This window comes from Aquimarina sp. KJ22-3 (assembly GCF_055808215.1).
This window is the reverse complement of the sequence record NZ_CM147859.1, coordinates 4,929,366-4,941,769: the sequence shown is the minus strand read 5'-3', so window position 1 is coordinate 4,941,769 and position 12,404 is coordinate 4,929,366. Positions and strand designations below refer to the sequence as shown.

The 12,404-nt window shown below is 35.2% G+C and carries 17 protein-coding genes; all 17 read right to left on the bottom strand.

Going from position 1 to position 12,404, the window contains the following annotated elements:
* Positions 1–133: 133 nt before the first annotated feature.
* The gene (locus AC0L3Q_RS22640) at positions 134–931 is read right to left on the bottom strand and encodes an RNA polymerase sigma factor (protein WP_473283179.1); all 798 of its coding nucleotides are present in this window, start codon (positions 929–931) and stop codon (positions 134–136) included.
* A 55-nt stretch (positions 932–986) separates the two neighbouring features.
* A complete protein-coding gene (locus AC0L3Q_RS22635; RefSeq protein WP_473283177.1) occupies positions 987–1,496 on the bottom strand; it encodes a YybH family protein in 510 nt (169 codons plus the stop codon).
* A 190-nt stretch (positions 1,497–1,686) separates the two neighbouring features.
* Entirely contained in the window at positions 1,687–1,989 is a 303-nt protein-coding gene (locus tag AC0L3Q_RS22630) for a DUF1330 domain-containing protein (RefSeq protein ID WP_473283175.1), read from the bottom strand.
* A 21-nt stretch (positions 1,990–2,010) separates the two neighbouring features.
* Entirely contained in the window at positions 2,011–3,006 is a 996-nt protein-coding gene (locus tag AC0L3Q_RS22625; RefSeq protein ID WP_473283173.1) for an SMP-30/gluconolactonase/LRE family protein, read from the bottom strand.
* 80 nt (positions 3,007–3,086) lie between these two features.
* Positions 3,087–3,947 carry a helix-turn-helix domain-containing protein gene (locus AC0L3Q_RS22620; protein ID WP_473283171.1) on the bottom strand — a complete coding sequence of 287 codons (861 nt, stop codon included), beginning with the start codon at positions 3,945–3,947 and terminating at the stop codon, positions 3,087–3,089.
* 178 nt (positions 3,948–4,125) lie between these two features.
* Positions 4,126–5,088, bottom strand: coding sequence for a S41 family peptidase (locus tag AC0L3Q_RS22615; RefSeq protein ID WP_473283170.1), 963 nt, complete (start codon positions 5,086–5,088; stop codon positions 4,126–4,128).
* 99 nt (positions 5,089–5,187) lie between these two features.
* The gene (locus tag AC0L3Q_RS22610) at positions 5,188–5,727 is read right to left on the bottom strand and encodes a sugar O-acetyltransferase (RefSeq protein WP_473283168.1); all 540 of its coding nucleotides are present in this window, start codon (positions 5,725–5,727) and stop codon (positions 5,188–5,190) included.
* A 59-nt stretch (positions 5,728–5,786) separates the two neighbouring features.
* Entirely contained in the window at positions 5,787–6,368 is a 582-nt protein-coding gene (locus AC0L3Q_RS22605) for a hypothetical protein (RefSeq protein WP_473283166.1), read from the bottom strand.
* A 125-nt stretch (positions 6,369–6,493) separates the two neighbouring features.
* A complete protein-coding gene (locus AC0L3Q_RS22600; protein WP_473283164.1) occupies positions 6,494–7,156 on the bottom strand; it encodes a DinB family protein in 663 nt (220 codons plus the stop codon).
* An 8-nt stretch (positions 7,157–7,164) separates the two neighbouring features.
* Positions 7,165–7,560, bottom strand: coding sequence for a VOC family protein (locus AC0L3Q_RS22595; protein ID WP_473283162.1), 396 nt, complete (start codon positions 7,558–7,560; stop codon positions 7,165–7,167).
* Positions 7,561–7,591: 31 nt separating this feature from the next.
* Complete coding sequence (locus AC0L3Q_RS22590; RefSeq protein WP_473283160.1) at positions 7,592–7,996, bottom strand: helix-turn-helix domain-containing protein; 405 nt, start codon at positions 7,994–7,996, stop codon at positions 7,592–7,594.
* 74 nt (positions 7,997–8,070) lie between these two features.
* Entirely contained in the window at positions 8,071–8,964 is an 894-nt protein-coding gene (locus AC0L3Q_RS22585; protein WP_473283158.1) for a hypothetical protein, read from the bottom strand.
* Positions 8,965–8,998: 34 nt separating this feature from the next.
* Positions 8,999–9,820: an alpha/beta hydrolase gene (locus AC0L3Q_RS22580; protein WP_473283156.1), complete on the bottom strand. Its 822-nt coding sequence runs from the start codon at positions 9,818–9,820 to the stop codon at positions 8,999–9,001.
* A 63-nt stretch (positions 9,821–9,883) separates the two neighbouring features.
* Entirely contained in the window at positions 9,884–10,414 is a 531-nt protein-coding gene (locus tag AC0L3Q_RS22575; protein WP_473283155.1) for a helix-turn-helix domain-containing protein, read from the bottom strand.
* A 48-nt stretch (positions 10,415–10,462) separates the two neighbouring features.
* Positions 10,463–10,999, bottom strand: a complete 537-nt coding sequence (locus tag AC0L3Q_RS22570) for a GNAT family N-acetyltransferase (protein WP_473283153.1) — start codon at positions 10,997–10,999, stop codon at positions 10,463–10,465.
* 28 nt (positions 11,000–11,027) lie between these two features.
* Entirely contained in the window at positions 11,028–11,492 is a 465-nt protein-coding gene (locus tag AC0L3Q_RS22565; RefSeq protein ID WP_473283151.1) for a hypothetical protein, read from the bottom strand.
* Positions 11,493–11,668: 176 nt separating this feature from the next.
* On the bottom strand, positions 11,669–12,343 hold the full coding sequence (locus AC0L3Q_RS22560; RefSeq protein ID WP_473283149.1) for a hypothetical protein: 675 nt from the start codon (positions 12,341–12,343) through the stop codon (positions 11,669–11,671).
* Positions 12,344–12,404 lie beyond the last annotated feature (61 nt).

Genomic DNA, 12,404 nt, shown 5'->3' with positions numbered 1-12,404 from the left:
GGAAAGCATTAATACTAAACAGTTATGATTTTCCAGTGGAAAATTAACTATCTACACGTAACAGATACTATGATATCATACTTTGAAGGAACTTTCAAACTCGTGGATGGGTCTGAAGAACTATCAACTTTTCTTAAGCATCAAAGATTTTCTTTGTAGCCAAAGTTTTGTTTATTTGTTCAAGAAAATCAGATTTATTTTTGAAGTTTCCATGGTTTTTGTAGATCCCAGCTATTGAATTTAATTCTTCCATTTCTTTATTATAAGTCTCTAGAGGGTCTACAAAACTCAAATTGTCTCTGTTGATTCTACCCATTGCAATGGCAGAAGGTATTCTTTTATTGCATCTACAACTGTTTTTAGGATTGTAAACCCCACAATTTGAACCTAAAAAAGAACCGATTAATTTTCTTGATTTTTCCAATCTTTTTCTGAAATTTTCAGGGGTGGTATCTACGATTTCGCAGGCGATGTTACTTTTTATTTTCAGAATGCTTCCTAGTATAAAAGCCATACGTAAATCTCTACTCAAACATTGCAACATTGCTAGGGTACATCCTGTTTTCATTTCTTTTTCCAATAAATTTTTATCCGGCAAATCATACGTTGCTGGTTCTTTAATGGATTGCAATTCCTGCGAAAATGAATCAAATGATAAAGGAGATTTCTCGATAGCGGTTTTTTTCAGATTGATTAAATAATTGGTTGCCACTCGATACACCCAGGTGTTTAACTTGCTACGATGGTTAAACTTGGCAAGGTTAGTAATGATTTTTATTAAGATCTCTTGAGTAGCATCTTCGGCATCTGCCCGATTCCATAAAAACCGTAGTGATATGTTGAATACCAGAGGTTGTATAGCAGTAATGAGTTGTTCAAAACTCTTCTTATTACCAGCTACGCACGATGCGATAAGTTCTTTTTCTGTCATGATCCACAGTGTTAGAAACGGGTTAAACCTAAATTTAACCCGTTTTTTTCTTTTATTACTTATTTATTGAAAATTGTCCGTGAGGATTATCTTGTATCATCAACCATTTGCCATCGGGCTGTTTTCTTAAGGTAGCCACCGATAACCCATTTTGTTCGATTTTAGTTCCGTCGGGCATACTACCAACCATGTGCCACGGAGCAATATGGGTGGCGATGTTCTCTGCAATATACACTTCGTGTTCACCAAATGTATATTTTGGATTCATCGAAACAAACTGTGTAAAGAATGTTCTTAGGTTCTCTTTACCTTGAACAGGTTGTTGAGGTTCAAACATTACTATGGCATTTTCTTCATAGGTTTGCAATACGCCATCGATATCTTTTTTCTCAAAGGCGGCTACCATTTGTTGAATAGTACCAAATACTTTTTTTTGTTCTTCATTAAAATTGTTTTCCATGTTTTTACTTGTTTTTAAATGATTTTCTTTTTGCTTTACCTGTGCATTTCCGCTAGAGATGATTCCCAATAACAATGCAATAAATACGAGTGCTGTCTTTTGCATAATTTTTAGAGTTTATGTAATCGATTTGTTTCGGTTACATTTGATTAGACAGTCATAAATAGAAACTGTGAATTTTTTATCTAGATTTTTTTAAAAACATAGTTTGAAGAAGATTAAAATGTCAAAAAGCGGTAATAAGAACTATAACTCTTATTACCGCTTATACCTAATTCCACTTTTTTACTAAAGCTTATGATTCACTGATGTATACATCTAAATTTAAAAATGCTTTGTCCCTTAAAGGTAAAATGAATTTATAATCTTCACTTTCAAAAACTTTCAGTAAACTTTCTTGGCTCGGAAACTCCATAATTGAGACTAGACTTGTGGGATGGCTACCTACTAATTGACCTTCAATTTTGTATTTGTTAATGGGGGTACCTCCTGCAGCTTCAAACATAGGCGCAGCAGCTTCAAGGTATCCATCTAATGCTTCTTTTTGGTTTGGATTAATTTGAGCACTAACGATCATAATGATTTTTTCGCTATTCATATTGTTATTATTTTTTAATAGTTAAAAATTTACTCTTACAATTGGAAAATCTGTTGCAGCAGGATTATTGCCAGCCACCAATGCTTGTATACGAGTGTATTGAACAAACAATGCATCATCGACCATAGTAAATGTGGTAGGAAATGAATTTGTACCAGCTTCAACGGTTTTTTGTATAGAGGCTGTGGCCCAGTTATCCGTCGATTTTAATTGATAGAGTGCTTCGGTAATTGGGGCAGTACCTGTAAGATTGTTACTGGAAACTGCAAGTGTATTATTATCTGTAAGCAGAATACCATCGATCGCAGGAATATTGCCATTGGTAATGGTTATTTCAGAAAAATTACTCGGATTTGATAGTGGTATTTTGAATAATTTCCCTTCATCGTATTTGGATACGATCAAAAAATCATCATTGTGATACGTTAATCCATTCAAACCAAAATTCATGGGTTGGGGTTGAAATGCTGCATCAGTAAGCAGAGTAGTTACATTTCCGTTGGTATCTATTTTATGTATACTTGGCGAGAAACTATCGCTGACATACATATTTCCTGCTTTATCCAAGACAACATCATTAGCAAGATGTGGAGCACCGTTGGTTAATTGAATAAAATCTGTTTGATTTCCGGTAGATAAATCATAAATGGCAATAGCTGCTAGCTGAGCCAAAGTGGTAGAATCACTTCTTGCTTGATTAAAACCCGGATCGGTAACGCATACTAATAACCGATTGTTTGCTTTGTCAATTTCTATCCCCAATGTAGTAACCAAATTAGGGTTGTCAGCAAAAGTTTCGATGTTTCCATCCAGCGTTACCTTACTTATTTTTCCTTTGGCTACAGAACTTACGTAAAACACATTTTCTTCAGCATCAAAAGCAACACCTTCTGGATATAAACCGTTTTCTTCTATAGAAATCTGATCTGGGATAGAAATTCTAGGTCTTTCGTCATCTTTGCCACATCCAAATATGAGTATAGCAAGACAAAGAGATACTAATTTTACAACATTCATAATCTTTTTTTTAAAATTTATGTTGCAAAGATGAGGTGAGAAGTGCCCTCTATGATAGCTCGTTTAGTTCAAAAAATAGCTTATTTGGTCAACAGTTTTTTTGGAGTGACTCCGTATTTCTTTTTAAAAATATGTATAAAATGTGAAGGGCTTTCAAAACCAACTTCGTAAGAAATATCAGCAATGCTTTTGTCAGTGGCATTAATCAAAACCTTTGCTCTTTTTAGTCTTTGTTCCCTCAACCAATGTGCAGGCGAATCCTGAAAGACTTCTTTGAATTTCCGCTTAAAACTTGATACGCTTTGATTAGACAAAAAAGCCCTTTCTTCTATAGTGAGGTTTTTGAAGATACTGTTCTCGATGGTTTCTTTAAAAGATGTATTAGCAACCTTATCTAGTGATAGTAAATAGTTTTGAAATTGATTTTTGGTGTCCGACAATAAAAGACTAAGAAGCAATTCTTCTAGTTTTATTTGTAAAAGAGGTTGTGCGGTCTTTTGAGGATGATCAAAATAAGGGAGTAGAGATTTGATATAGGTATCCAAATTTTCGGATCGCTCTACTTTGAACATTTTTGATACTGTAGTATTGGCAACTTTTGTCAAGTAACCATGATATTTTTTCTTAAAGGTGTTTAGAAAATCTTCATGAATAAAAAATAGAAGAGAAGAAAACGCTCCATCTTCCAGTATTTTCTCCGAAGTTAAATACGTTCCCTTTTGCACAAAAAGCAATTCATTTTTTTCGGCAGTGATCTCCTGTTCTGTCGAGATCAGTACTTTTTTCCCTTTTAGAATTATGGTGATGACATGTTGTTCTAATTCTATAGGGCGTTTGGAGCATTCTTCCTTTTTATGAAATTGTATAAAGGTTTGATTGTCAAACTTTAGAATTGCATCTGTTTGCTCTGGTTGAAATGGATTTGGAATGTTAAAACTCATTCCATAAAAATAGAGGTTACCAGTGTATAAAAATGTCGTATTTAGGTCATTTTAAGGGATTTTAAGACCTTTTAACAATAAGTGAAGCCTTTCTAATACAAATAACAATGGTTTGAGATCATCAAACCATTGTTATTTTATTTTTACAACCATAGATAATACAGTCAATATTTCCGATTTAGTTGTTAATATAGTCTATAGCCGTTTGAAGGACATTTTCGTCTGTGGTAGACGTATCAGGAGTAATGGATATTGATCCATAAAGAACTTTATTCCTATCCGCCATAGATTCTACCGCCAAAAACAATGTTGAACCATCTAACAAAGAAAATCGAGCATTGTCGGCTGCAATACCGCAGGTTCCACTTCCAAAACTTCGAGTATTATCTCTACCAATAAAAGATATAGCAACTGCCTCTGCGCCAGAAGCAACCCCATTATTAATTAAAACGGCTACTTTGGTATTGGGATTGATCAATTCATAAGGATTTGGTACTACTATTACTCTTCCCTGATCTAATCTGGACGCTCCATCTTCATAAGACCAGGCTTGCATATTATCATCTGCATCTATAAAAAAACCTGCAGTTCCTTCTCCCAAAATAGGTCCGATACCGGCTATCATCGCAAACATATTACCGCCCAAGTTATCTCTTAAGTCAACAATCCAACCGTTGATATTTTGGTTATCCTGAGATCTAATATCTTCGTGCATATTTTCGGCAAATGCTACAGCTTCAGCTGTTGTTCCTCGGAACCCATTGACACGTACGTATCCAATACCATCAGGCACGGAGGTAACGGGAGAGATATTCGAAAGGCTACAAATTGACGGAGTGGCAGCAAGAAATGTTCCATCTTCTTTTTCGATGAAACTACTGTTTTCTCCAAGTAACCGCAATGCAAGAATTACGGCCTCATCAGTTTCATCAAAGGTTTGTGCATCCGCAGCTGCATTTAAAACCTGAGTTCGAAAATTATCCCAATCGATGGTCTTTCGATTCATCGAATTAGCTTGCATTTGATCCACCAAGTTGTTTAAAAAATTGGTTACTCTGGTATTGTTTGGACCATCATCATCAGAGCTACAGGATACAAATAGAAGTAGACTAATAACAAAAAGGTATTTTAGGTTTTTCATGGCAATCATTTATAGAGTTATTTTTAAACGTTTATTGTACGTGTATGAACAACACAAGAAGTTACCATGCTTTTTTGTAAATTTTTTACCAATTGTTTTTCAAAGAGTAATATCTTTTATCTTTTTGGCAGGATTTCCTCCAAAAATGGAGTTTTCGGGAACATCTTTGGTCAATACTGCACCTGCAGCAATAATTGAATTATCTCCGATTGTTATGCCTCCCACAATCACACAATGTCCTCCGATCCAGACATTGTTTCCTATAGTTATGGGTTTTGCAAATCCAGACTTGTGTCGATCCACTGGATGTATGTTGTGCCCTGCCGTGTAGATACCAACATTAGGACCTATCAGGCAATTGTCTCCTATTCGTACTGCTGCCATATCTAATATGGTACAATTAAAACCCGCATAGAAATTTTGACCTACATGTATATTGTACCCCAAATCACAATGAAAATTATGCTCCACAAAAATTCCAGAGCCAACAGTACCCAGCAGTTGAATTAATATTTCTGTTTTTATACCTTCCTGTTCGTAATCTGTCGCATTGAATTTTTGCAAAAGTTTTCCTGCTCTTACAAAATCTTTTTTAAGGTTGTCATCACCTCTTAGGTATTCGATCCTTTCAGGAGTCATATGGCGTCTAAATTCATTTTATTTTGTAAGAAGTGGCTCACTATAATTTTACTCATATTTTATTTTAATATTTGAGTGAGATATACAATCCCAAATATCCATCCAGTATATAAAGTAGTATACCCTAGGGCATAGAAGACTGAAATTCCAATTTCCCCTTTGGTATCTAAGGATTTGGAAAAAACAAGCTTTAGTGCTCTGAAAAAGATCCAATACATCATTCCAACAATTATTGAAATTGAAATCCAGAAAACAGCTTCTAATAATAGCAATAAGATAATGAAAAGAATCATTAACCCGATCCAGAGTACTATTGAAAGGACGATACCTCCTATGTCGTCACCAATATCGATATCTGGCAAATCCGAAAAGGATCCAGGTTTATCAATTAAATTTCCAGTTTCAAGGACGGTAAGCTGAGGTAAATCGTCTTTTAGCCCAACTCCTACAAAAAGGCCGTATGTCATAAACGAAAATAGGGTAGTAGCAATAATAGATAGCGATATATATAAATTGGAAGTTATACTGCGATTGTAATTTATTCCGGTAAGATAGACGGTGACCACAGTGATTATGACTACAATTAGTGATACAAAGAATACCGACTTACCACTTAGATATGTTTTTTTATTACTTTTCATTAGAGTAGGTACAACCGAATATTAAGAAAAATAGAATGATATAATATCCTTTCATAATTTATGAATCATAGTAATAAGTTGGATAAAAATGAGTTTCCATGTCTCCGATTTGTTCAAAGCAGGATTTAGTCTTTGTTAGCCGATGGAAGTCGGCTTTTTATGAATTTGAACTGTCCGTTGTGATTTGATTCATGTTCGCATACGTGAAACCATTTGCAGTAGTTATTGGTTGGCCCCCAAGGCCATTTTTTATCGACTTCCATTAACCAATCATCATCTCGTTTAGCAAACTCCTTAAGCGTATGTTCTCTAACCTTTTCTAGTTTTTCAAGGTAAAAATCAAGTGTGTTTCCTTTTATTTTTTTACGAGCTTCATCACCAAGTCCAGAAGCAACACTCCAGTCTTTTTTGTCTTCTTCCTCCCAATCTCCCCATTTTCTTCCCTCAAAAGTATGGATCTGATAAAATCTTTCTGTGGCAGCCAAATGCCATAGCATGGCGCCAATAGAATTTGCCTTGTCGTCTATCAGATAATCCAAATCTGCCGTACTCATTCCTTTCACAGGAAAAAGTATTACCATACGCATCCAGTTCATCATAGAAACAAGCGTTCCGATTTGAGGGCTATATCCCTCTTTGGGCCCAACAATGTTAATGTCTTCTGGATTAGTAAGAGTATTTGCCATTGTCGTCTGTGGGAAAGTGAGTAAACTACCTGTTCCTATGGCAAACAATGAGGTCTTTTTGATAAAGTCTCTACGATTTGAGATTTCGTTTTGTTCTTTCATGAAATTATTTAAAGTGTTTCTACAATTTGAATGTTATTTCCGCAGGTATCATTAAAAACGGCAAATTTTACAGTTCCCATCTCTGTTGGTTTTACACTAAAATCTACATCAAGCTTACAAAGTCTTTCATATTCTGCATCTACACTGTCAACATCAAATTGTGTATACGGAATTCCTGCTTCCATCAATGCGTCTTGAAATACTTTGGAAGGTTCAAAATGATTTGGAGCTGGTTCTAATAATAATTCTGGTCCGTCTTGCCATTCCCTGGATACCAAAGTTATCCATCTGTTTCCTCCCTCCAATGGTGCATCCTTTTTGATGAGAAAGCCTAATTTTTCAGTGTAAAATTGTAATGCTTTTTCTTGATCTCTTACCGGAATGCTAATTAGTGTTACTTTCATCTTTGATCTATTTTTATTTGTTTTTCAAAGTTTAGAAGTCTGTATCTAATTTGCTTCTCGAAACTTGCTCTTTTTGAAATTTACTGGGTGATTTCCCTGTTTTTGTTTTAAATAATTTGCTGAAAGAGCCTAAACTTTCAAAACCTACCGCAAAACAGGTTTCTGTAACGGTCATTCCGTTTTTTAGATATTCTTTTGATTTCTCAATTCGTTTATCAATTAAGTATTGCCTTGGCGTAAGTCCGTAATATCTCTTAAAAAGCCTTTGTAAATGATATTTGGAAGTAAATCGTATGTGCGATAAAACGTCTAGCTTTAGGTCTTTCTCAAAATTATGATCAATGAAATGACGAGTGTCTATTATCGCTTTAATCTGCGCATCATTCGAATAACAGACATTTTTGATATGATTCAGTTTTTCTTGATAGAATGTCATTTCTAGTTCATTTGGAATGGTGATTTAATGATTCGTATAAATTACGTTTTAATACCGTAAATACCTTAAGGGAACTAGTTTATTTTTAATTCAGACGCAATATTTACCCATTTTATGTTCCATTTTTTCTCATGATGATCTCCAGTTGCGAAAAACAGAAATTGATGATCTGGAGTTACATACGGATTTCCTTGCCCCAAGTTATTGATGGCATTATTTAATCTTTTGGTTGTAGTCCAATTCCCTTGTCCATCGTTAAAACTTACTTGCAAATCCAGTTGATTTCCGATCGTAGCAAAAATGAGAAAATCCTCATTGGGAGCAACATAGGGAGTGCATTTTCCGGTGTCCTCAGGTAAGGATATTGAGATTTTTTCTGCATTTTGAAATGTACCATTCAGTTGTTTTGAACGATAAATATCCATTTCGCTATAATCTAAATTACTGGAATGAAAATATAAAGTGCCAGAATTCGTAATGGTTGGGTGGGATACCAATTTGTCTCTCAAATTTGGAATATCAACAAACTCGGGCTTGGTCCATTGGCCATTGACTTTATCTGATTTCCATATATGCCAGGTAGAGAGTAGGCTATCGATACCCACAGGTCGTGTAGAACTGAAATAGATTGAATTTCCATCTGGAGAAAAACTCATCCCATGTTCGTTGTATGTGGTATTGAAAAAAGCTTTTTCGGGCTCAGACCAGGTACTATCCACTTTGCGGATGACACAAACGTCAAAATTTTGAAAATCCTTATCGGATAAGGTATAATAATATGCTTCGAAGTCTGGGCTAAATATACCTCGATGTATAATTCTATCGGCAGGAACGATATCTTGCTTAAAAATCATTGGAACATCTTTGGGAATCTCCTGAGACAGGAACCGCGTTTTGAGATTTACGGGATCATTTTTACAACTCAAAAAACTAATGGTGACTAATACTATAATTTTGAGTTTGTTCATTTCTATACGTTATACTAGGGTAAATCATGTTAAGCTAATGGTTTTCATTCCAAATTCTTAAGGCTTTGGGGATAGAATAAAAAGCATTGGTTCCGTGATTGGCGTTTTGGGTAAATTCATAATGCATCTTCAATGCTGTTGAATTATCTCGATCCAAAATCTCGATCACTTTATCAAATCCATTTTTCATCTTCTCGTTCTCGTCTTGCCCGAGACTAAGATATATAAAATTGTGAAATGTGTTTTTGGCTATCGCTGCTTCTAATTTTTGAGCAATTATGGTATCGTCTCTCCAAAATGCAGGGCTATAGCAAAAGTATCCGTTAAAAAGAGTAGGTTTTTCTAGCATGGCATACAACACAAAAAGACCTGCTCTCGAATGACCAGAGATCATTCTGTAATCGGTAGTTCTATAGTTGTTGTCAATCAAGGGAACTACTTCGCGCTCCAGAAATTTTAAGAATGCATCTCCGCTACCTGGTTTAGAAGCATCCTGGCTTTGGGAGATATAGTGCGGAGTTAAATCTTTATTTCTGTCTTCATTTACAATGCCAACAATGATCATCTCAGGGATGTGTTTGGCAAGACTTAGTATCGTCGCTGCGTTAAGAATATCCCGATCATGGGACGTGGCATCCAGCGCATAGATGACGGGAAATCTTTTTTGGGTGTTTGAAGAATAATCTTTGGGTAGGTGAATCAGTAATTTTCGCCTTTCTCCTAAAATAGAAGAATCTATTGTTTCGATATTGCTAGCGTTAAGCTGCGCTTTCTGAGCGTTGAATTCGAAGATTGTTAATATGGCTAAAGTGGTGATAACTCCTGTTAAAACGATAGAAATAATTAGTTTTTTCATATACCAAGAACTGTTTTACTATTATTTGAAACAAGGTATTAGAAAAGGGGGGAACCATTAGTATCAGTCAGGTGTCATTGAGGTGTCTTTTTCAGAATTGACTGGTTTTATCAAGTATATTGATGAAATCGTATTGAAGACAATAAAAGAGATATATAATATCAACTGACTATTATATTGGCCATACATCTTTTGCCCTGTAAGGATATAAGTAATACCAGGTACAAGGAATAGTAATACCAAGAATAGGATAAAAGAATAGCTTTGAAATACCAAGAGTTGGTTCAAATTCTTATTGCTTTTTGATCGATACCTTAACAGAAACAAGATATGGAGAGGCGGAAGAAAAGTTAGAAGTGTGGATATTAGTAGAGTGATTACCTCATTTTCACTTTTTTCGTTGCTTAAGGAAACAGGAAGTAATTCTACTTCCAATATTTCTGATAAGATAGTTAAGGTATAAACTCTAGGGACCACTTTCCCATTTTCGATCCGTTTGATGGTGCTTAAGGATAAGTTGGCTTTGTCTGCCAGAATTTGTTGCGTAAAGCCTTTTTCTTTTCTAGTGATCAAGATTTTTTCTGAAATATCCATTAGCCTAATTTTTCTGTTTTTACACTAACCGATACCTTGCAATACACTTTACTTATCTGCTAATTTTGCATAAATATCGATACTGATAAATGCTCCGTTCTTAACCTCACAGTCTTGCATAGTACCTTCTAAATTGAATTGAAGTTTTGCCAATGCTTTTTTACAATTCAGGTTTTCTGTTTCTACAAAACCTTCAATTCTGTGTAACCCAAGGGTGTCAAAAGCGTATTTTAGGATGAGGGGCATGGTTTCTGTCATTAATCCTTTGCCCCAATGTTCTGGTAACAACCAAAACCCAATTTCTGCCTTTTTATTGCTTGTACTCAGATCGTTTAGTCCTCCTGCTCCCAGAAATTTTCCATCATCTTTTGAGCAAACTGCCCACCAAATACCCTTTTCGTTTTTTTCGAGGTCAGCAAACCAAATCATCTGCTCTTTTGTTGCCTCCAGGCTATCAAAACTAACTCCGTAATATTTTATAATATCAGGATGAGAAAGTCCTTTAAAAACGTTTTCTATATCTGACGGTGCAAATTGTCTTAAGGTTACACGTTCGGATTTTAAAATGGGAAAAGTATTAGGCATTTTGTATTTGATTTCTATTTGTTATGTTTTATTTCTCAAACCATTCTTGTACTTCCTTGAGGTATTTTTCTCTGTCAGGAGTTTGTTCGAGTATGGAGCAACCGCTATCAAATATTTTGACTTCAAAGTCACGTTTCGTTAGATACACATCATTAAATTCATATGATATAAACAAGGTTCCAGTAATAACCAGAGAACACCCTATCCAAAATAGGATAGAAATTTTACGTGGAATGTGAATCGTCCAAATTTTATTGATGAATACACCGATGATTAACCAAAAAGCAAAGTAAGTTACTAGATTAACGATTAGTTCTAATAAAAAGTACTGTGTAGCCAATGAAGTATGGAATGCCGAACATTTATAAATCATAGGGAATCCATACAAAAATACATCTGGTCCATCGATTACGACTCCGTACCACCATTTTGTTATGAGCGCAAATGAAATAAAGGTTAATGGGAGCGCAAATCTCAAAATCAAATTTTTCATGTAGACTTTCTTGTTTAATGGTTCACAAAGTATAATGTATGTCGTTTGAAACCCTTTACAGAATTTCGCCATGAGTATCTAGGTAAAAATAACAATGAGTACCAGATATAATAGTATTCATATCCCCACAAGTGGAGAAACAATTACTTCTGATAATTAATTGTTAGTTACCTAGTTTATACCACCGACGGCCTATCGTTTAATAATTTGTAATAGCCTTGTTCCATCAATTTTTCTGCAACTTCAATTCTACCTTTGGCGCCATTTTGCATAATATATGCTAGCTCTTTCTTGGTTAAAAGAACTACATTGACCAACATTACCTCTTCAATACTTAATTGAATTTTATCTGAAACTTCGTTGGTTTTTAATCCCATTAAAACACCGGCCTCTCCATTTTTTCCTAAGAAGGCACTCGGTAAGCCATCTCCGCTTACAGCCGAAGACAGGTAGGTATAGTCATTCAGCATATAGGAGATATTTGGATTGGAAGCCGCCATACTGCTTACTTGCCTTAAAATTTTAAACTCCCAGGAATCAATGATCTCTTGAATGCTGGTGTACTTATTGTCCGTTATGGTATACAACTCAATTCCAATACCATTATAACCTTGATTGTCTGCGTTGGTATCGAAGTCATCATAAGGATCGCTCAACCCATCGGTAGCGATAATCGTTCCCTGATCGGTTTGAACTCCGATATGCGCTTGTCTCATAGACGGCCATCTGGGACCTCCCATAAAGGATGGATTAATCATGTTCCCTACAACATCAGAAAAAGGTTCTCCAATACTTTTCCAATAGTTGTCTCTTTTTTCGCAAGAAATTTTAAAATGATCGTCGTATTTCATAATGATTGTCTGTTTCGATTGTATAAGTTAGGTATATTGGAAATATATCACTCAAGCACCA